The 19,758-nt window shown below is 58.2% G+C and carries 20 protein-coding genes; 11 read left to right on the top strand and 9 right to left on the bottom strand.

What is annotated here, in order from left to right:
- Positions 1 to 5 precede the first annotated feature (5 nt).
- The 3 genes from BJP61_RS02325 to tusA all read right to left on the bottom strand — a co-directional run bounded on the left by BJP61_RS02325 (position 6) and on the right by tusA (position 1,978).
- Positions 6 to 515 (bottom strand): TRAP transporter small permease, encoded by a 510-nt coding sequence (locus BJP61_RS02325; protein ID WP_038866921.1) that lies wholly within the window; start codon positions 513 to 515, stop codon positions 6 to 8.
- 48 nt (positions 516 to 563) lie between these two features.
- Positions 564 to 1,547 carry a TRAP transporter substrate-binding protein gene (locus BJP61_RS02320; protein WP_075193310.1) on the bottom strand — a complete coding sequence of 328 codons (984 nt, stop codon included), beginning with the start codon at positions 1,545 to 1,547 and terminating at the stop codon, positions 564 to 566.
- Positions 1,548 to 1,732: 185 nt separating this feature from the next.
- Positions 1,733 to 1,978 carry a sulfurtransferase TusA gene (gene tusA, locus BJP61_RS02315; RefSeq protein WP_038866917.1) on the bottom strand — a complete coding sequence of 82 codons (246 nt, stop codon included), beginning with the start codon at positions 1,976 to 1,978 and terminating at the stop codon, positions 1,733 to 1,735.
- Positions 1,979 to 2,184: 206 nt separating this feature from the next.
- Here tusA and BJP61_RS02310 point away from each other — a divergent pair, with 206 nt between their 5' ends.
- Both BJP61_RS02310 and BJP61_RS02305 read left to right on the top strand, forming a co-directional pair.
- Positions 2,185 to 2,850, top strand: a complete 666-nt coding sequence (locus BJP61_RS02310) for a 7-cyano-7-deazaguanine/7-aminomethyl-7-deazaguanine transporter (protein WP_038866915.1) — start codon at positions 2,185 to 2,187, stop codon at positions 2,848 to 2,850.
- A gap of 73 nt (positions 2,851 to 2,923) precedes the next feature.
- Positions 2,924 to 3,481 (top strand): DcrB family lipoprotein, encoded by a 558-nt coding sequence (locus tag BJP61_RS02305; RefSeq protein ID WP_038866913.1) that lies wholly within the window; start codon positions 2,924 to 2,926, stop codon positions 3,479 to 3,481.
- A gap of 39 nt (positions 3,482 to 3,520) precedes the next feature.
- Here BJP61_RS02305 and BJP61_RS02300 read toward each other — a convergent pair whose 3' ends face one another.
- On the bottom strand, positions 3,521 to 4,711 hold the full coding sequence (locus BJP61_RS02300; protein WP_075193312.1) for an MFS transporter: 1,191 nt from the start codon (positions 4,709 to 4,711) through the stop codon (positions 3,521 to 3,523).
- A 147-nt stretch (positions 4,712 to 4,858) separates the two neighbouring features.
- On the opposite strand from BJP61_RS02300, the gene BJP61_RS02295 reads away from it, so the two are divergent.
- Positions 4,859 to 5,917, top strand: a complete 1,059-nt coding sequence (locus BJP61_RS02295; RefSeq protein WP_038866909.1) for an AI-2E family transporter — start codon at positions 4,859 to 4,861, stop codon at positions 5,915 to 5,917.
- Between the two features lie 5 nt (positions 5,918 to 5,922).
- Here the strand turns inward: BJP61_RS02295 and BJP61_RS02290 are convergent, their stop codons facing one another.
- Positions 5,923 to 6,429, bottom strand: coding sequence for an NlpC/P60 family protein (locus tag BJP61_RS02290; protein WP_038866993.1), 507 nt, complete (start codon positions 6,427 to 6,429; stop codon positions 5,923 to 5,925).
- A gap of 304 nt (positions 6,430 to 6,733) precedes the next feature.
- Here BJP61_RS02290 and BJP61_RS02285 point away from each other — a divergent pair, with 304 nt between their 5' ends.
- Together BJP61_RS02285 and BJP61_RS02280 are read left to right on the top strand one after the other, a co-directional pair.
- The gene (locus BJP61_RS02285) at positions 6,734 to 8,149 is read left to right on the top strand and encodes a glutamine synthetase family protein (protein ID WP_171997776.1); all 1,416 of its coding nucleotides are present in this window, start codon (positions 6,734 to 6,736) and stop codon (positions 8,147 to 8,149) included.
- 24 nt (positions 8,150 to 8,173) lie between these two features.
- Positions 8,174 to 9,583 (top strand): trehalose-6-phosphate synthase, encoded by a 1,410-nt coding sequence (locus BJP61_RS02280; RefSeq protein ID WP_171997775.1) that lies wholly within the window; start codon positions 8,174 to 8,176, stop codon positions 9,581 to 9,583.
- Between the two features lie 6 nt (positions 9,584 to 9,589).
- Here the strand turns inward: BJP61_RS02280 and BJP61_RS02275 are convergent, their stop codons facing one another.
- A complete protein-coding gene (locus BJP61_RS02275) occupies positions 9,590 to 10,780 on the bottom strand; it encodes an NAD(P)/FAD-dependent oxidoreductase (protein ID WP_171997774.1) in 1,191 nt (396 codons plus the stop codon).
- A gap of 229 nt (positions 10,781 to 11,009) precedes the next feature.
- Between BJP61_RS02275 and pitA the strand changes: the two genes are divergently transcribed.
- On the top strand, positions 11,010 to 12,512 hold the full coding sequence (gene pitA, locus BJP61_RS02270; protein ID WP_038866892.1) for an inorganic phosphate transporter PitA: 1,503 nt from the start codon (positions 11,010 to 11,012) through the stop codon (positions 12,510 to 12,512).
- Positions 12,513 to 12,562: 50 nt separating this feature from the next.
- Here pitA and uspB read toward each other — a convergent pair whose 3' ends face one another.
- Positions 12,563 to 12,898 (bottom strand): universal stress protein UspB, encoded by a 336-nt coding sequence (uspB, locus tag BJP61_RS02265; RefSeq protein WP_038866891.1) that lies wholly within the window; start codon positions 12,896 to 12,898, stop codon positions 12,563 to 12,565.
- 395 nt (positions 12,899 to 13,293) lie between these two features.
- Between uspB and uspA the strand changes: the two genes are divergently transcribed.
- The 3 genes from uspA to BJP61_RS02250 all read left to right on the top strand — a co-directional run bounded on the left by uspA (position 13,294) and on the right by BJP61_RS02250 (position 14,371).
- The gene (uspA, locus tag BJP61_RS02260) at positions 13,294 to 13,731 is read left to right on the top strand and encodes a universal stress protein UspA (RefSeq protein WP_004388310.1); all 438 of its coding nucleotides are present in this window, start codon (positions 13,294 to 13,296) and stop codon (positions 13,729 to 13,731) included.
- A gap of 173 nt (positions 13,732 to 13,904) precedes the next feature.
- Positions 13,905 to 14,096 carry a stability determinant gene (locus tag BJP61_RS02255; protein ID WP_171997773.1) on the top strand — a complete coding sequence of 64 codons (192 nt, stop codon included), beginning with the start codon at positions 13,905 to 13,907 and terminating at the stop codon, positions 14,094 to 14,096.
- A 32-nt stretch (positions 14,097 to 14,128) separates the two neighbouring features.
- The gene (locus BJP61_RS02250) at positions 14,129 to 14,371 is read left to right on the top strand and encodes a type II toxin-antitoxin system RelE/ParE family toxin (protein WP_255485459.1); all 243 of its coding nucleotides are present in this window, start codon (positions 14,129 to 14,131) and stop codon (positions 14,369 to 14,371) included.
- Between the two features lie 66 nt (positions 14,372 to 14,437).
- On the opposite strand, the gene rsmJ is transcribed toward BJP61_RS02250, so the two are convergent.
- Together rsmJ and prlC are read right to left on the bottom strand one after the other, a co-directional pair.
- Positions 14,438 to 15,190 (bottom strand): 16S rRNA (guanine(1516)-N(2))-methyltransferase RsmJ, encoded by a 753-nt coding sequence (rsmJ, locus tag BJP61_RS02245; RefSeq protein WP_075193318.1) that lies wholly within the window; start codon positions 15,188 to 15,190, stop codon positions 14,438 to 14,440.
- 8 nt (positions 15,191 to 15,198) lie between these two features.
- Complete coding sequence (prlC, locus tag BJP61_RS02240; RefSeq protein WP_075193319.1) at positions 15,199 to 17,241, bottom strand: oligopeptidase A; 2,043 nt, start codon at positions 17,239 to 17,241, stop codon at positions 15,199 to 15,201.
- Between the two features lie 193 nt (positions 17,242 to 17,434).
- Between prlC and BJP61_RS02235 the strand changes: the two genes are divergently transcribed.
- Complete coding sequence (locus BJP61_RS02235) at positions 17,435 to 18,277, top strand: 23S rRNA (adenine(2030)-N(6))-methyltransferase RlmJ (RefSeq protein ID WP_038866881.1); 843 nt, start codon at positions 17,435 to 17,437, stop codon at positions 18,275 to 18,277.
- A gap of 74 nt (positions 18,278 to 18,351) precedes the next feature.
- Positions 18,352 to 19,704: a glutathione-disulfide reductase gene (gene gorA, locus BJP61_RS02230; protein WP_038866878.1), complete on the top strand. Its 1,353-nt coding sequence runs from the start codon at positions 18,352 to 18,354 to the stop codon at positions 19,702 to 19,704.
- The last annotated feature ends 54 nt before the right edge of the window (positions 19,705 to 19,758 follow it).

The raw sequence follows: 19,758 nt of genomic DNA, 5'->3' as shown, positions 1-19,758 counted from the left end.
CCCCGTCAGCTATGGTTGCCAATCAGCACGACCGGACGGTTCTCCTGGGAACCGAACAGCAGTCGCTCGATGACGAACAGAATCATGATCGCCGAGCCAATCGGCAGCGGCAGGTAGCTTTCTCCTGAGGTCAGCACCGGGAATTCCGCGACCGGCTGCTCCCAGAGTTCCATACACAGCAGGGCGCTGTACCAGAACATCACCAGCGAGATAATCAGCATCAGCAGGTCGACGATACGCGCGCAGACCCGCTGTGCGAACGCGGGCAGACGGTCAGTAAGCATGTTTACCGCGATGTGCGAGCCCGCGCGATATCCTACCGCCGCGCCGATAAACGTGAACGTGACCATGCAGATAATGGCGACCGGCTCAGGCCAGGATTCGCCGCGATTAAGTACGTAGCGTGAGAAAATACCCACCGGGATAACGACCGTCATAATCAACAGCGCAAACCCGGCCACCACCATGGCAAGCAGGTACAGGCGATCCATCCAGACCAGAAAGAATCGGGACATAACAACTCCGCAGAGGGTAAGGCGCCGGGGCTGGCCCGGCGCGCAGGATCATTTAACGTCGGCGATCGCCTTCATGAGCTCCTGGTGTTTCGCGCCATACTGTTCGCGCACCGGCTCCGTCGCTTTCACGAAATACGCTTTATCAATGTCATGGAACTGCACGCCGCCTGCTTTCATTTTGTCGAGGGCCTGTTTGTTATACGCGTTCCACAGTTCGCGCTGTTCCATTTGCGCCTCGCGGGCTAGGGTCAGGATTTTCTGCTGCTGCTCGGGCTTGAGCTTGTCCCACTTCACTTTGGAGTAGAGCAGCATTTCGGGGATGATAAAGTGGCCGCTCAGGGTGTAGTGTTTGGCGACCGGCAGGTAATTGTGGGCGATATAGGTGGGTGGGTTGTTTTCCGCGCCGTCGATAACGCCGGTTTGCAGACCGCTGTAAACTTCGCTCACGCCCATCGCAACGGCGTTCGCGCCCATCGCTTTCAGCGTGCCGATAGCGACAGGGCTGCCCTGGACACGAATTTTCATGCCCTGTAAATCTTCAGGCTTAATGACCGGATTTTTGGTGATTAAGTTGCGGGTGCCGGAATCCATCCAGCCTAAAAAAACCAGCCGCGACTTCGGGTTGCTGGTGAGCTTATCGCCGATTTGCTTACCAATATCGCCATCAATGACCTTATGCATATGGTCTTCATCGCGAAAGACATAGGGCAGCGTAAAAACCTCGATCTCCGGCAAAATCGCCGCGACGGGCGCCATTGAGACGCGGATCATGTCGATAGCGCCCATCTGCGCCTGCTCAATCATCTGCTTCTCATCGCCCAGCACGCCTCCCGGAAACACTTTGATCTCCAGATCGCCATTAGTTTGTTGTTTTAATTTTTCACCCATGTTTTGCACGGCCACGATGTTCGGATACCCCTGCGGGTGAACATCGGCCGCTTTAATCACTTGCGCGTGAAGGGCAGGCGCAAACAGCAGTGACGCGGTGGACAGGCACAGACCGGCGAAAGCCGGAATAAATCGCTTTTTCATCGGGTCGCTCCAGAAGGTATGGACAGGCTAGTTATAAAACGGCGTTTTGATTTGACGGTTATAAACTAGACGACGTCCTGTAAAGCCGGGGTGAAGCGCCTCACAAAAGCAACAAGTCTGAAACAAGGGTTTAAAAAGAATGTGACGCAGGTTCAGAAAGCCGCGCTGAGCGGCTTCCGAAGAGGTTACTGGCCTTTACGCAGCAGATAGCGATACGGCAGCGTTTCGGTTTGCGACGCTATCAGTTCATGCTCCATAAAACGGCAGAAACCGGGAATATCGCGGGTTGTCGCCGGATCGTCGGCCACGATCAGCAGCGTTTCGCCAGGCTGCATATGGCGCACCGTTTTACGAACCATCATTACCGGCTCAGGGCAGCGCAGCCCGAGGGCGTCAAGGGTGTGGTCAGGGTTGGCGAACAGATCGGTCATGCTTCTCTCGGGATAGTGAAAAACCGCTTTAGTTTACGCGCCGTTTTTAGCGACGCAACACATGTGAACGATTGCGTTAAAATTAACCATTGCATTGACGATACAAAGCAGTATCATGCGGCGGCTTTTGCGCAAACGTACTGCGTCTGCCTTGAGCATGAAGATGAACTGGGTTCCCTCACCCCAACTAACAAAAAGGTCACAATATGACTCCCTTTACTCCTGGTCAGCGCCGCAATGCGCTCGTCTGGCTTTCGTTGTTTCATTTGCTGGTCATCACCTCCAGTAACTATCTGGTACAGCTGCCAGTCTCCATTTTTGGTTTTCACACCACCTGGGGCGCGTTTAGCTTTCCGTTTATTTTTCTCGCCACCGATCTGACCGTGCGCATTTTCGGCGCGCCGCTGGCACGACGCATTATTTTCGCTGTGATGGTGCCTGCGCTGCTCGTCTCCTACGTCATCTCCTCGCTGTTCTACATGGGCAGCTGGCAGGGGTTCGGCGCGCTGGCGCACTTCAACCTGTTTGTGGCGCGCATCGCGACCGCGAGCTTTATGGCGTATGCGCTGGGGCAAATTCTCGATGTGCATGTCTTTAACCGCCTGCGCCAGAGCCCGCGCTGGTGGCTCGCGCCGGGCGCGTCGCTGCTGCTTGGCAACGTCAGCGATACGCTGTCGTTTTTCTTTATCGCCTTCTGGCGCAGCCCGGACCCGTTTATGGCCGAGCACTGGATGGAAATCGCGCTGGTGGACTACACCTTCAAGGTGCTTATCAGCCTGATTTTCTTCCTGCCGATGTATGGCGTTCTGCTGAATATGCTGTTGAAAAAGCTGGCGGATAAATCCGATTTCCGCGTGCTGCAGCGCGGTTAAAGGTTCACGGAATTTCTTGTGTTAAGATGCAGGGACGGGTCGTAACGACCGTCTCTTGTAAAGGAATAAGTGAATGCGCAATCTGGTGAAATATGTCGGTATTGGCCTGCTGGTGATGGGGCTTGCCGCCTGCGACAACAAAGACAGCAACGCGCCGGCCAGCGCCGGTGCTTCACAGAGCGAAGCCTCCGGCCAGCCGATAAGCCTGCTGGACGGTAAACTGAGCTTCTCCCTGCCGGCCGATATGACCGATCAGAGCGGTAAGGTCGGCACGCAGGCAAACAACATGCATGTCTACTCCGACGCCACCGGTCAGAAAGCGGTTATCGTTATCGTCGGCGAGAAAAGCCAGGAGTCGCTGGAAGTGCTGGCGAAGCGTCTGGAAGATCAGCAACGCGCCCGCGACCCGCAACTGCAGGTCGTCACCAATAAAGCGATTGAAGTTAAAGGCCAGAAGCTGCAGCAGCTTGACACCGTCATCTCTGCCAAAGGCCAGACCGCCTACTCTTCCGTGGTGCTGGGCAACGTGGATAACCAACTGCTGACCCTGCAAATCACGCTGCCTGCCGACAACCAGCAGCAGGCGCAGAGCACGGCAGAAAACATCATCAACACCATCGTGGTGAAATAAGTCGCGATAAAAACGTGCTTACCTTAACGGCCTGCCCTTTTACGGGGCGGGCCGTTTTTTTAAGCGCACGCTCAACAGAATGGCGAGCATCACCAGCCCTGCCGCCGCCAGATAAATCGCCGGTACGCCCGCCCAGGCCATCAGCACGCCCGCCGCAGGGCCGGTTATCCCAAGCGACAGATCCATAAACAGCGTATAAGTGGCGAGCGCCGCGCCCTGATTACTCTGGGGAACGGCTTTCACCGCCACGACGCCGAGCGCCGGGAACACCAGCGAAAAACCCGCCCCCGCGAGGAAAGTGCCCACCTTTGCCATCCACGGACAGACCGCCAGACCGACCAGCAACAGCCCCAGCGTTTCCACCACGCCGCATATCAGCGTCACGTTAATGCCGCCCAGCCGGTTAATGGCATTCGGAAACAGCAGCCGCGTGCCGACGAAAGCACCGCTGAAGAGCGTCAGAGCGAAGGCCGCGCCGTCCCAGCCTTTCGCCTGGTAGAAGAGCGTAATAAAGGTGGCGATCACCCCAAAGCCGGATGTGGTGAGCGCAAGCGCCATGCCGAACGGCCAGACCTTACCGAGCACCGCACGAAACGGCAGCGGCTTGCCTTTGCTGGCTTTCACCGCCGGGCGCGGCAACGCTAACACGATCCCAACCAGCGCCACGCCCATAATCACACCCGCCACCAGCGGCAGACCGCCCAGCCGGTAGCACAGCGCGCCGAGCGGCGCGCCGACTGCCATCGCCCCATAGGTGACGACGCCGTTCCAGGAGATGACTTTACCGATATGCGCCGAGCCGACCACGCCGACGCCCCAGAGCGTCGAGCCGGTACCCGCGCAGCTCTGCCCGAAGCCCAGCACCACCCGCCCGAGACACAGCAGCGCCAGCGACACCAGCGGCCAGCCGCCGCCCCACCACGCCAGAAAATAGCTCGCGCCACTCAGCAGGCAGCCGAACATACCGACGATAACGACGGTTTTCGGCCCCCAGAGATCGGCATAGCGCCCGGCATGAGGACGACTTATCAGCGTGGCGATATACTGCAGGCTGATAACAAGCCCCGCCCAGAACGGACTAAAACCCATGACATCATGGACGTAGCCGGGCAGTACCGCCAGCGGCAGGCCAATGGTCAGAAAGGTAGCGAAGTTAAAGATAACGATGGAGACGATTTTCAGGTTCAGCCGCAGGCCGCTTAATGCGGGTTCGGCGCAGACATCCGGCATGACATTTCACTTTTTCAGCAACAGCGGTAGCGTCAGTATAAACCTGATATTTCCTGCAACGGAAATGCCAGGCTTTCAGACTTCCCCCCTGCGGCGCAATACCCAATGCACACTACACTAAGAAAGCCCTCATAAAAGGAATTGGTTATGATTGGTCCACAACGTCCCCAACAAGATAAAGTCGGCCTGCATATGCTGCAAAAGCTGGCGGCGCTGGTCATTATTCTGGCGGGCATTCACGCCGCCGCGGAAGTGATTGTGCCGCTCCTGCTGGCGCTGTTTCTGGCTATTGTGCTTAACCCTCTGGTGACCTGGTTTATACGCCGGGGCTTTCGCCGTCCTGTCGCCATTACGATCGTCGTGTTCGTGATGCTGATTGGCCTGACGCTGCTCCTGGGCGTGCTGGCCGCGTCTTTCAATGAATTCATCGCGTTAATGCCGAAATATAATAAGGAACTGACGCGAAAACTGCTCCATCTTCAGGAAATGGTGCCTTTTTTACACCTGCATCTCTCACCGGAGCGAATGCTGCAACGCATGGATTCCGAGAAAATGGTGACCTTCGCGACGACGCTCATGACGCAGCTCTCCGGCGCGATGGCGAGCATCGTGCTGCTGGTGATGACCGTCGTGTTTATGCTGTTTGAAGTACGCCACGTGCCTTATAAGCTGCGCTTCGCGCTCTCCAACCCGCAGTTGCATATCGCCGGGCTGCACCGCGCGTTAAAAGGCGTCAGCCACTATCTGGCGCTCAAGACGCTTATCAGCCTCTGGACCGGCGTGATTATCTGGCTCGGCCTGACGCTGCTTGATATCCAGTTCGCGCTGATGTGGGGCGTGCTCGGCTTTTTGCTTAATTACATTCCGAATATCGGCGCGGTGCTGTCAGCCATTCCGCCGATGATTCAGGCGCTGCTGTTTAACGGCGTGTATGAAGTCTTTATGGTGGGCCTGCTGTTCTCGCTGGTGCACATGATCCTGGGGAATATCGTCGAACCGCGCATGATGGGTCACCGCCTCGGGATGTCCACAATGGTGGTATTCCTCTCGCTACTGTTCTGGGGATGGCTGCTGGGGCCGGTGGGCATGCTGCTCTCGGTGCCGCTCACCAGCGTCTGTAAGATCTGGATGGAGACCACGCACGGCGGCAGCAAACTCGCCGTATTGCTCGGCCCCGGACGTCCGAAAAGCCGGCTACCGGGGTAGCGCAGTCACACCACGCGGCGCGCGGCGAGATAACGTGCGCGCCAGTAGCGGTTGCTCAGGCTGGAAATGGTTACGCCTTTCTCTTTCGAGGCGTGAATGAACTGGTTGTCGCCGATATAGACGCCTACATGGCGCTGACGCGGGCCGGTGTTGAAAAACACCAGATCGCCTGGCTGCAGCGCCGTTTTTCTTACCGCCCGGCCTTTTTTAATCTGCTCCTGCGTAGTGCGCGGCAGCGCAACACTCGCCGATTCGGCAAACAGGTGCTGCATCAGCGCCGAACAATCAACGCCCCGGCGGGTCGTGCCGCCGAAGTGATAGCGGGTGCCCTTCCAGCTGACGTAGCGGCTCAGCAGTGCGCTTTTCAACCGCGTCGGCGGTGCATCATGGTGAAAACGGTATGAGAAATCCGCATTCGCATTCTGGGAGTGCCAGACATGCGACGGGGCAGCGCTGAACGCTGGCGCAGAAAGCAAAGCGGCGAAATAAAAAATCATCAATAAAAAACGCATCGCGGTCACTAACGTCATGTGTTGCTGTTCCCTACCCGGCAGGAAGTGGGCTCCTTATGGGCTTCCTGTTACGGGGCGCAACGTTAACAACTGGCGATAAAGCGTACTATCAACTCTCGCTACATTCGCTTGTTACTTCCCTTTCATTCCCCTTCGTGCAGCGCGCGTAACCCCTTCATCCGGCAGCGAATAAACGCCATTTTTACGCGCCAGGCCTTTCTTTTTACGGGATTTTTACAACGGCGCGCTGCCGAAAACGCTAGCCTTTGACCATCGCCCGAGCGGCATTGAAGAAGCGTAACGTATGTTTTCCTTTGCTCTTACTCCCTGGTTTAAACCCCGCAGTCCGATAACGGCGCCCGTCAGTCAGGAACCGATTATGTTCTCCACTTTGCTCAATACATGGATGCTGGCGGGCACGCCTGACGGTGTCGCTGTGCCGTTTCGTCAGGAGGCCGAGGCATATTTGCGGGAATATCCGCAGACCCGCCACGTTGATATCTATCTGCACGATCTTAACGGCTGCCGTCGCGGTAAACGCGTCAGCGTGGAGAGCCTGCGCGCGCTGGCGCAGGGCTGCTACTTCCCGCAATCGATCTATGAAATGGATATCGAAGGGCACGTGATTGACGGCGCAGTGGCGCAACGCGAGCCGGACCAGCGCTGTCTGCCGGTCAGCGGCACGCTGCGCCCTTGCGCGGGCGATCCAGAGCATCACGCCCAGCTCCTGCTCTCCATGCAAAGCCCGGATGGCGCAGGCTGCCCGCTTGAGCCTCGTGTCGTGCTGGAGCGCCTGCTGGCGACCTTTCACGCCCGCGGTTTGTACCCGGTCGTGGCGCCTGAAGTGGAGTTCTATCTGCTGGCACAGGATGGCGCGCCGCCGACGTCGCGCTGTTTTGATATCGACATGCCAGGGCGCGATAACGCGCTGCTGGAAGCGATGGAAACCGAAGCGCGCCGTCAGGGTCTGCCGCTTTGCGGCATCGTGGCGGAAGCGCAAGCGGGCCAGTTCGAGCTTAATTTTTGTCACAGCGGGCGCGTGGTGGCGCTCTGCGATCAAGTGCTGGCGGCCCGGCGGCTGGTACATCAGGTGGCGGAAAAACAGGGCTACTACGCCAGCTTTATGGCGAAGCCGCTGTCAGCGCTCGCGGGCAGCGGCCTGCACTTTCATCTCAGCCTGAACGACGCGCAGGGCAATAATCTGTTCGCCAGCGAAGCGGGTCAGCCAAACGTCATGATGCGCCGCAGCCTGAGCGGCCTGCTGGCGTTGATGCCAGCCAGCGTCGCGCTGATCACGCCTGGCGCCAATGCGTTCCGGCGGCTGCGCAAGAGCCTGAACGAGCCGCTGTTCTCCTCCTGGGGCTATAACGATCGCTCGGCGGCGCTGCGCCTGCCCTGCGCCGATGCAAACAGCCAGCGCATCGAGTACCGGCTCGCGAGCGCGGACGCCAACCCCTATCTCGTGGCGGCGGCGGTACTGGCGGGGGTGCTTTATGGGCTCGACCATCCGCTTACGTTGCCGCAGGCCGGTTCAGGCGCGGGACAACCCGAGCTGCCGCTGTTCTGGCCGGACGCGCTGGCGCGTTTTCAGGAGGCCGACTGGCTGCGTAAACGGCTGGGCGCGCCATTCAGCGACGCCTGGCTCGCCTGTAAACAGCAGGAGCTGGCCCGGTTTGAAAGTGAAGTCACCGACGCGGAAAAACGCGCGCATCGCCATTAATTACGCTTAAAGAAGAGGTGAGTCATGTCTCGCTTAGTCATGATATCCAGCCGGTGCGGCGTGCCGCACGGCGCCGACGCGCAGGCGGAAGCCCTGCACGATATTATGCGCCAGCGCGGCGGCCTGTGGATGGGCTGGAGCGGCGCCATTGGTCTTGCGGGGGAGCCGCGCCGGGTCGCCGTGCGCGACACCGCAGGCTATACGCGCCAGCGCTGGACGATGTCGCCCGCCGAATACGCCGACTACTATCACGGCTATGTGCACCAGGCGCTGTGGCCGGTATTCCATAACCGGCCCGATCTCGCCACGCACCAGAAGGGCGCATTCTGCGCCTATAAAACCTGGAACGAGGCAGTGGCGGAGATGGCGACGGACGAGATCTGCCCGGATGACGTGGTCTGGGTGCAGGATTACCATCTCATTCCTCTTGGGCGCTGCCTGAAAGAGGCGGGTTTGCTGAACCCGTGCGGCTTCTTTTTGCATCAGCCGTTTCCGCCCGGCGACGTGTTCAGAACGCTGCCGGAGCATGACTGGCTGATGCGCTCGCTCTTTTTCTACGATCTGATTGGCTTTCAGTCGGGCAGCGACGTGAATAACTTTTTGCTGTGCGTGATGCGCCACTACCGTACGGAGCGGCTTTCCGCCACTACGCTTCGCGTTAACGGGCATATCATTAACGTCGGCGTCTTTCCCTGCGGCGTGGCGACGCCGCGCCCGACCCGCCACGCGCCGCTGACCGGCAAAAGCGGCGCGTTATATCCGCGCCAGCTTATCGTCAGCGACGATGTGATAAATGACATCAGCGGCATTCATTACCGCATCGATGCGATGCGCAGCCTGCTGAATAACCATCCGCAATACCTGCGCGAAGTGACGCTGCTGCAAATGAGCGATCCGGCCAAAGAGTACCCGCATTTTTCACCGCGGCTGGAACAGCAACTGGCGCGTTTTTGCAGCGAGGTTAACGGCGCTTTTGGCGATCTCAGCTGGTTTCCGGTGAATTATCTGCATAACGACGCGCTGAACCGGCGCGCCGTCGCCGGGATTTACGGCCGCGCCAGAGCAGGGCTGTTTACGCCGCTGTCAGAGGGGGTCAGCCTGAGCGCTAAAGCCTATGTGCTGGCGCAGGATCCCGCCGATCCGGGCGTGCTGATCCTGTCGCAATTTACCGGCACGGCGGAGCAGCTTAAAGGCGCGATAATCGTCAATCCGTATGACGCGCATGAGCTTAGCGAAGCGCTGCATTCCGCGCTCTCGATGCCGCTTGCAGAGCGCAAACAGCGCCATGCGGCGCTGCTGACGCAAGTGCGGCAGTATGATAATCAGTGGTGGGCGGGCGCGTTTCTCGACGCGCTGGATGGCGAGCCTGGCGCGCCCGCGTCGCTTCGGATGACGCGCCAGTACGGCATTTTCACGCCGCAAAATCTCTACTGAAACGCGTTATTCGACGAGCGCCTGGGCGCAGGCCCAGGCGGAACTCCAGGCCCACTGGAAGTTATACCCGCCGAGCCAGCCGGTCACATCCACCACTTCGCCGATAAAATAGAGACCCGGCACGTTGCGCGCCTCCATCGTGCGGGAGGAGAGCTCGTGAGTATCCACCCCGCCAAGCGTCACTTCCGCGGTGCGATAGCCTTCGGTGCCGTTGGGCTGGACGCGCCAGCCGTGCAGCGTCTCCAGCAGTTCTTGCTGCTGGCGGCTGTTGAGCTGTTTCAGCGTGACGTCCGGCAGTTGTCCGAGGCTTTGCAGACACTCCACCAGCCGCTTCGGCAGCAGCATCGCGAGTGTGTTTTTCAGGCTCTGATTCGGGTGCGCAGCGCGCTGTTCGTCGATAAACGCGCCCGCGTCGACATCCGGCAACAGGTTGACCGTTACCCACTCGCCCGGTTGCCAGTAGCTGGAGATCTGCAACATCGCCGGGCCGGAGAGCCCGCGATGGGTAAAGAGGATGTTTTCGCGAAAGACCGTGCCGTTGTCAGCGGTCACCACGGCGGGCACCGAGACGCCGGAGAGCGTCTGGATCTGCTCCAGCAGCGGCTTGTGGAGCGTAAACGGCACCAGGCCGGCGCGGGTCGGCAATACCTTCAGGCCGAACTGTTCCGCGACTTTATAACCAAACGGCGTCGCGCCGAGGCCGGGCATCGACAGACCGCCGCTCGCGATCACCAGCTTCGGGGTCTGCGCCGCGCCGCCGTTCAGCGTCAGGGTGTAGCCGTTCTCGTCGCGCGCGATATCCAGCACTTCACTGCGCAGCCGCACGGTGACGCCGCCTTTCTCACACTCCGCCATCAGCATCGTAACAATCTGTTCCGCCGAATCATCGCAAAAAAGCTGCCCGAGCGTTTTCTCGTGCCAGGCGATGCCGTGCTTGCCTACCAGATCGATAAAATCCCACTGGGTGTAGCGCGCCAGCGCCGATTTACAGAAATGCGGGTTAGCGCTGAGGTAGGCGGAAGGCTCAACGTAAAGGTTGGTGAAATTGCAGCGTCCGCCGCCGGACATCAGGATTTTCCGCCCGGGTTTCTTGCCGTTATCCAGCACTAAAACCCGGCGCCCCGCCTGCCCTGCCTGCGCCGCGCAGAATAATCCTGCCGCGCCCGCCCCTACGATGATGGCATCAAACTGTTCCACAACCCTTCCTCATTGCCGTTAAGGCCGCGAATTGTAAAGTTTCCTCTCTGGTCGCACCAGACAAAACCCTGTTACAAATTCTAATAAATTGAATTTAAAAGGTAATCTCTTTAGTGAAATTGACATTCCGATGACACCGATTAAAAAAAGTCTATATTTCACTTTGCCCATGCTGCCGTTGTCTTAGATAATGCGCCGCGTTCATGTCCTCAAAATGGCGTAACGTCCTATGCTACATTTGTTTGCCGGGCTGGATTTACACACTGGCCTGTTACTATTGCTTGCTCTGGGATTTGTACTGTTTTATGAAGCTATTAACGGCTTCCATGATACGGCAAACGCAGTCGCAACGGTTATCTATACACGCGCTATGCGATCGCAACTTGCGGTGGCCATGGCGGCTCTCTTTAACTTCCTCGGTGTTCTGCTTGGCGGCTTAAGCGTGGCTTATGCGATTGTGCATATGCTGCCGACCGATCTGCTGCTGAACGTGGGCTCCGCTCATGGCCTGGCGATGGTCTTTTCCATGCTGCTGGCCGCTATCATCTGGAACCTCGGCACCTGGTATCTGGGCCTGCCGGCGTCCAGCTCCCATACGCTGATTGGCGCTATCATCGGGATTGGTCTGACTAACGCCCTGATGACCGGCACGTCCGTGGTGGACGCGCTGAATATCCCGAAAGTCATTAATATTTTCGGTTCGCTGATTATCTCACCGATTGTCGGTCTGGTATTCGCAGGTGGCCTGGTGTTTTTGCTGCGTCGCTACTGGAGCGGCACCAAAAAACGCGCCCGTATCCATCTGACGCCCGCCGAACGTGAAAAGAAAGACGGCAAGAAAAAGCCGCCGTTCTGGACCCGTATTGCGCTGATTCTGTCGGCTATCGGCGTGAGTTTCTCTCACGGCGCGAACGACGGTCAGAAAGGCATTGGCCTGATTATGCTGGTGCTGATTGGCGTGGCGCCTGCGGGCTTTGTGGTGAATATGAATGCCTCCGGCTACGACATCACCCGCACCCGCGACGCGGTCAATAACGTGGAAACGTACTTCCAGCAGCATCCGGCCGCGCTGCGTCAGGTGGCGGGCGTCGACCCGGTTATCCCGACGCCGGAGCAGGTGAACCCGACGGGCAATCCGAAAGAGTTCCACTGTGACGCCAGCCGCGCCATTCTGGCGCTGGATCGCGCGAAAGCGATGCTCAACAACATCGACAGCTATGACAAGCTGAACGTGGATCAGCGCAGCCAGCTGCGCCGCATTATGCTCTGCATCTCCGACACCACCGACAAAGTGGCGAAGCTGAAAGAGACCAGCGCGGAAGATCAGCGCCTGCTGAAGAACCTGAAGGCGGATATGCTCAGCACCATTGAGTACGCTCCGGTCTGGATCATCATGGCTGTCGCACTGGCGCTTGGCATCGGTACGATGATCGGCTGGCGCCGCGTGGCGACCACCATCGGCGAGAAAATCGGTAAGAAAGGCATGACCTACGCGCAGGGCATGTCGGCGCAGATGACCGCGGCTGTCTCCATCGGCGTTGCGAGCTATACCGGTATGCCGGTATCCACGACGCATGTGCTCTCGTCGTCGGTCGCGGGCACGATGCTGGTCGATGGCGGCGGTCTGCAACGCAAAACCGTCACCAGCATCCTGATGGCATGGGTATTCACTCTGCCGGCGTCTGTCGCGCTCTCAGGCGCGCTGTACTGGATAGCGCTGCGTTTCGTGTAAGCGAAGCCGTGTAAGCGTGAAGAAGCGGGTCAGGCAACTGACCCGCTTTTTTAATGCCAAATCATCAGCCCAACCAGGCTGATAATGACTAATCCGCAGAGTGAACTGGTGAGAATAAACTGGCGACGCACGCGTTCGCAGCGGCGAATAAATTCGTCGTCATGATGATCGAGATAACGCTGCCAGTAGATATACCAGACAAGGCGAATCTGTTTGCTGGGCTGACCATGCGCGGTAAAAAAGCCGCCACCGTCCACATATTGATAAAGCAGCGGATCGCATCCTCTGAGCACCACCAACAGCGCGCGTAACGATGAGAAATAACGCGCCATATTAATAACGCAAACCAAAAACAAGGCCCAAAACAGCGCGACGGTGCTTATCATACCTTCCCCCCGACGACTCGCCTGGAAAGCAATGGCTCTCCAATACCTGAAAGACTGTTCTGTGAAAGCGTGCATGCGTGAAAGTCGATCGGGTTCACATTTATTCACCCGAACGGCTTTTTTAATAGTGTAGGAGATCCGGTAATTTTTTTACCACATCGTTAATCCTTATCAACGCTCGCGGAGCTATTTTTAGCTTGAATGTATGCGACCCCGGCGCATTGACGGATCTACCGGGGCGCTATAAGGTAAAATTAGCTTTAGCGCTAAGTCTTTACGCTGGAATGCGTTCCCGCGATTGTGGTACGCAGGACGCGGGCACGGGGATGACGCCGCAGGCAGCAATACGTCATCCTGTCCACTGGTCATCGACATCTTATGGAAGGAGTAACACTATGGCTTACAAACATATTCTTATCGCGGTCGATCTGTCTCCTGAAAGCAAAGTGCTGGTAGATAAAGCGGTATCTATGGCGCGCCCCTATAACGCGAAGATTTCCCTGATTCATGTCGATGTGAATTATTCCGACCTCTACACCGGGTTAATTGACGTTAACCTGGGCGACATGCAAAAGCGTATCTCCGAAGAAACGCATCACGCGCTGACCGAGCTCTCCACCAACGCGGGCTATCCGATCACCGAAACCCTGAGCGGCAGCGGCGATCTGGGCCAGGTGCTGGTTGACGCTATCAAAAAATATGATGTGGATCTGGTGGTATGCGGTCACCATCAGGATTTCTGGAGCAAGCTGATGTCTTCTGCGCGTCAGCTTATCAACACCGTTCATATCGATATGTTGATTGTTCCGCTGCGCGACGACGAAGAGGCGTAATGGCGATGGCGGGTGCGCGACGCTTACCCGGCCTGCAGGTTCTCGTTGGCAGTCATTTCGGATTTCATTGACCTCAAACCGCGGCACAGGCCGCGGTTTTCATTTCCGCTTTAATTAGTTCACTCCCACCCGGACGTTATACTGCTTAAAAATGAATCGTAGAGAAAACGCGTATGCCAAAACATGACTTCCCCGGCATCTCCAGATTCGAGCCCCATGAACAGGCGGAACAGTACGAACGGTGGTTTCGTGAAAAAGTGGAAGCCGCAGCGGCAAGCCGCCAGCCCATCACGCCAGAGGAAGATGTGATAGCAAGCGCGCGCAAGATCATTGAAAGCGCAAAAGTGAGTAGAAAAATGGCGTAATGCGCCCCATTCAATGGACTGAAGCAGCAAAAATGGATCTTTTTGCGCTTATTAGCGTTGTCGCCAGTGACAATCCTTCCGCCGCGCAGGCGTTATTAACGCGTATTGAAGCGTCGAATTTACCCGCAGCGCATTATCCGGAGATGTTCCGCGAAGGCCGAGTGGCGGATACCCGCGAAATCATCGCCCATCCGAATAATATCGTCGTTTATAACGTCACTTCCGAATACCTGCTGGTGCTGAGCGTGCTGCATGCCCGTCAGCAGTTCCCGTAATGACTATCGCGATATGGGCGAACAGCCAGACCGCCCGATACGCACACGCTTACCGGGCCAGGCTGTTTAGGCCAGCGTGCCCGTGTAGATATCAAACCGATGTCCTTTCGTGACCACGGCATTCGGGGTAGCCACGTCGCCAAGCGGCGGCGCGTAATCGGGGCGTTTAACTACCACACGTTTTGTGGCGAGCGCGCGCGCAGGCGCCAGCAATCCGTCGGCATCGAGATCCGGCCCCACCAGCGACTGAAACACCCGCATCTCTTTTTTCACCAGGGCGCTCTTCTGCTTGTGCGGAAACATCGGGTCGAGATAGACCACTTCCGGGCGCGGCGTAATGGCTTCCAGCGCCGTCAGGCTGGAGGCATGGATAAGCTGTAACCGCTCGCGCAGCCACGGCCCGATTTCCGCATCCTGATAGCCGCGCGTCAGGCCGTCATCCAGCAGCGCCGCGACTACGGGGTTGCGCTCCAGCATCCGCACATGACACCCCACCGACGCCAGCACGAACGCATCGCGCCCGAGCCCCGCCGTGGCATCCACCACCTGCGGCAGATAGCTGCCCTTCACGCCGACCGCTTTGGCCACCGCCTCGCCGCGTCCACCGCCGAATTTCCGCCGGTGCGCCATCGCGCCCTCGACGAAATCGACAAAAATTCCGCCAAGCTTCGGCTCGTCACGCTTGCGCAATTCAAGATGTGCAGGCGTCATTACCAGGGCCATCGGGTTATCGGCGTCGTGCCTCAGCCCCCAGCGGGCCGCCAGAACAGATAAGGCGCCGTCTCCGGCGCCTGTTTCATCAATCAGACAAATGTTCACGCGTAAGATCAGCCCTGGATGCCGTAATGTTCCAGCATCGCGTCGAGCTGCGGTTCGCGGCCGCGGAAGCGTTTGAACAGCTCCATCGGCTCTTCAGAACCGCCGCGCGTCAGGATGTTATCGAGGAACGACTGCCCGGTTTCGCGGTTGAAAATCCCCTCTTCTTCGAAACGGGAATAGGCGTCCGCCGCCAGCACATCGGCCCACAGATAGCTGTAGTACCCCGCCGCGTAGCCGCCGGCGAAAATATGGCTGAAGGCATGCGGGAAGCGGCCCCAGGTCGGGCCTGGCACCACGGCCACCTGCTTTTTGATCTCCGCGAGGGTTTCCAGCACTTTCGCGCCCTGCTCCGGGCTGAACTGCGCGTGCAGGCGGAAGTCGAACAGGCCGAACTCCAGCTGGCGCAGGATAAACATCGCCGCCTGGTAGTTTTTCGCCGCCAGCATTTTATCCAGCAGCTCCTGCGGCAGCGGCTCGCCGGTTTCGAAATGACCGGAGATAAACGCCAGCGCGTCCGGCTCCCAGCACCAGTTTTCCATAAACTGGCTCGGCAGTTCGACGGCGTCCCACGGCACGCCGCTGATGCCCGCGACCCCTGGGGTTTCTATACGGGTCAGCATATGGTGCAGGCCGTGACCGAACTCATGGAACAGCGTAATGACTTCATCATGCGTGAACAGCGCCGGTTTGCCGCTCACCGGACGATTAAAGTTACAGGTGAGATACGCCACCGGTTTTTGCAGCGAGCCATCCGCTTTACGCATCTGGCCGACACAGTCGTCCATCCACGCCCCGCCGCGCTTGTTTTCACGCGCGTAGAGATCGAGGTAGAAGCTGCCGCGCAGTTCGCCGCTCTCGTCATAGAGTTCGAAGAAGCGCACGTCCGGGTGCCACACGTCGATATCTTTGCGCTCTTTCGCGCTGATGCCATAAATGCGCTTCACGACCTCAAACAGGCCGTTAACGGCTTTGTTTTCCGGGAAATACGGGCGCAGCTGTTCATCGCTAATGCTATAGAGATGCTGCTTCTGTTTTTCGCTGTAGTACGCGATATCCCACGGCTGCAGCTCGTCCACGCTGAAATGTTCTTTGGCGAAGGCGCGCAACTGGGCGAGTTCTTTTTCACCCTGCGGGCGCGCGCGTTTGGCCAGATCGGTTAAGAAATCCAGCACCTGCTGCGGGTTTTCCGCCATTTTGGTAGCGAGCGATTTTTCCGCGTAGCTGTCGAAGCCGAGCAGTTGCGCCAGCTCGTGACGCAGCGCCAGGATCTCTTCCATTACCGGCGTGTTATCCCATTTACCCGCGTTCGGCCCCTGGTCGGAAGCGCGTGTGCTGTAGGCGCGATACATCTCTTCGCGAAGCCGCCCGTTATCGCAGTAGGTCATTACCGGCAGATAGCTCGGGATATCCAGCGTCAGCAGATAACCCTCTTGCTCTTTGGCTTCGGCCATTGCTTTCGCGGCCGCCAGCGCGCTTTCCGGCATACCGGAGAGTTCAGATTCATCGGTCACAAGCTTCGTCCAGCCCTGAGTCGCGTCCAGCACATTGTTGCTGTAGAGCGAGCCCAGTTCGGAAAGACGCGCGGCGATTTCGCCGTAGCGCTTCTGTTTTTCTTTCGGCAGGCCGATGCCGGAGAGTTCGAAATCGCGCAGCGCGTTATCAACCGCTTTTTTCTGAGCGGTGTCGAGCTTCGCGTAGTTTTCGCCGTCGCGTAAATCGCGATAGGCCTGGTAAAGCCCTTCATGCTGGCCCACCCAGGTGCTGTATTCAGAGAGCAGCGGCAGCGTCTGCTCATAGGCTTCGCGCAGTTCGGGGCTGTTTTTCACGGAGTTCAGGTGGCTCACCGGCGAAAAAATACGGCCCAGTCTGTCGTCCGTCTCCGCAAGCGGCTGGCAAAGCGATTCCCAGCTGTAAGGCGCGCCGCGGCTGACTACCGCCTCCACCTGCGCGCGGCACTCTTCCAGCGCTTTCGTCACGGCTGGCACCACGTGCTCGGGTTTAATGGAGGAAAACGGCGGCAGTTCAAAAGGCGTCAGTAATGGATTGGTCATAAGCGCGTCCTGATTAGTGTTTGTTAAGCGCATCTTGCAGCGACAATGTCTTGTAGCATGGGGTTTAGTGTAGTTAATTTCAATGCCCCGCGCTGGGCTTTACCCGTTCAGAGAGCACATCCCGTAAGCGGTCACTTTCCGGTATACTGTTCAAAATCGATGTTCATTTACGCCTTTTGGAAACCCATCCCGCATGCTCAGTTACCGCCACAGCTTCCACGCCGGCAATCACGCCGACGTCCTCAAACACACTGTCCAGAGCCTGATCATTGAGTCGCTCAAAGAGAAGGAAAAACCGTTCCTGTATCTGGACACCCACGCGGGTGCCGGGCGCTATCAGCTGAGCGGCGAACACGCCGAACGCACGGGCGAATATCTCGACGGCATTGCGCGCATCTGGCAGCGGGACGATTTACCTGCGGAGCTTGAGCCGTACATCAGCGCGGTGTCGCATTTCAACCGCAGCGGCCAGTTGCGCTACTACCCCGGCTCGCCGCTTATCGCGCGCCAGCTGCTGCGCCCGCAGGACAGCCTGCAACTCACCGAGCTGCATCCGAGCGATTTCCCGCTGCTGCGCGGCGAATTTCAGAAAGACGAACGCGCCCGCGTGGAGCGCGCCGACGGCTATCAACAGTTGAAATCCAAACTGCCGCCCGCCTCGCGTCGCGGCCTGATCCTTATCGACCCGCCTTATGAAATCAAAACCGATTATCAGGCGGTGGTGCAGGGCATCAATGAAGGCTATAAACGCTTTGCGACCGGCGTTTACGCGCTCTGGTATCCGGTGGTGTTGCGTAACCAGATCAAGCGTATGCTAAACGATCTGGAAGCCACCGGCATCCGCCGCATTCTGCAAATCGAGCTGGCGGTGCGCCCGGACAGCGATCAGCGCGGCATGACCGCGTCGGGCATGATTGTTATCAACCCGCCGTGGAAGCTGGAGCAGCAAATGGCGAATGTCCTGCCGTGGCTGCATCAAACGCTGGTGCCGTCAGGCATTGGCCACACCTCGCTGAAATGGGTCGTGCCGGAGTAATCGCAGCCATAGATGGACCCTTTTTTCGTCAGGACTACAATCGCGTTAATTCGAATCATTAAAAGGTAACAGCCATGACCAGACACTACGACTACCTCGCCATCGGCGGCGGCAGTGGCGGTATCGCTTCTGTCAACCGCGCCGCCATGTACGGCCAGAAATGCGCCCTGATTGAAGCCAAAGCGCTGGGCGGCACCTGCGTCAATGTCGGCTGCGTACCGAAAAAAGTGATGTGGCACGCCGCGCAAATTGCTGAAGCTATTCACCTTTACGGCCCGGACTACGGCTTCGACACCACCGTAAACCATTTTGACTGGCAAAAGCTGGTGGCGAGCCGCACCGCCTATATCGACCGTATCCACACTTCGTACGACAACGTGCTGGGCAAAAATAATGTCGATGTGATTCAGGGCTTCGCCCGTTTTGTGGACGCGCATACGGTGGAAGTGAACGGCGAGCGGATCACGGCCGATCACATCCTGATCGCGACCGGCGGCCGTCCGAGCCACCCGGATATTCCGGGCGCGGAATATGGCATCGATTCTGACGGTTTCTTCGCGCTGTCGGCGCTGCCGAAACGTGTGGCGGTGGTGGGCGCGGGCTATATCGCCGTTGAACTGGCAGGCGTGATTAACGCGCTGGGCGCAAAGACGCACCTGTTTGTGCGCAAGCACGCGCCGCTGCGCACTTTTGATCCGATGCTTTCTGAAACGCTGGTGGAAGTGATGCAGGCCGAAGGCCCGCAGCTGCACACCCACGCAACGCCAAAAGCGGTTGTCAAAAACAGCGACGGCAGCCTGACGCTGACGCTGGAAGATGGCCGGTCAGAAACGGTGGACGCGCTGATCTGGGCGATTGGCCGCGAGCCGGAAACCGATAATTTCAACCTGGCGGCGACGGGCGTTAAAACTAACGAAAAAGGCTACATCGTTGTCGATAAATACCAGAACACCAATGTGCCTGGCATTTATGCCGTGGGTGACAACACCGGCGCAGTAGAACTGACGCCTGTCGCGGTCGCCGCGGGCCGTCGCCTCTCCGAACGCCTGTTTAACAACAAGCCGGATGAGCACCTTGATTACAGCAATATTCCGACCGTGGTGTTCAGCCATCCGCCGATCGGCACCGTCGGGCTTACCGAGCCGCAGGCGCGCGAGCAATATGGCGACGATCAGGTGAAAATCTATAAATCGTCGTTTACCGCGATGTACACCGCCGTGACCTCACACCGACAGCCGTGCCGCATGAAACTGGTGTGCGTCGGGCCGGAGGAAAAGATCGTCGGTATACACGGGATCGGCTTCGGCATGGACGAAATGCTGCAGGGCTTTGCGGTAGCGCTGAAAATGGGCGCGACCAAAAAAGACTTCGACAACACGGTCGCCATCCACCCGACCGCGGCGGAAGAGTTTGTGACCATGCGTTAATCGCATTTACGCATAATGCAAAAAAGAAGGGGAAGCCAATGCTTCCCCTTTTTG

The organism is Cronobacter sp. JZ38, assembly GCF_008932145.1.
GTDB lineage: Bacteria > Pseudomonadota > Gammaproteobacteria > Enterobacterales > Enterobacteriaceae > Cronobacter > Cronobacter muytjensii.
This window is presented reverse-complemented; position numbering and strand designations above follow the sequence as displayed.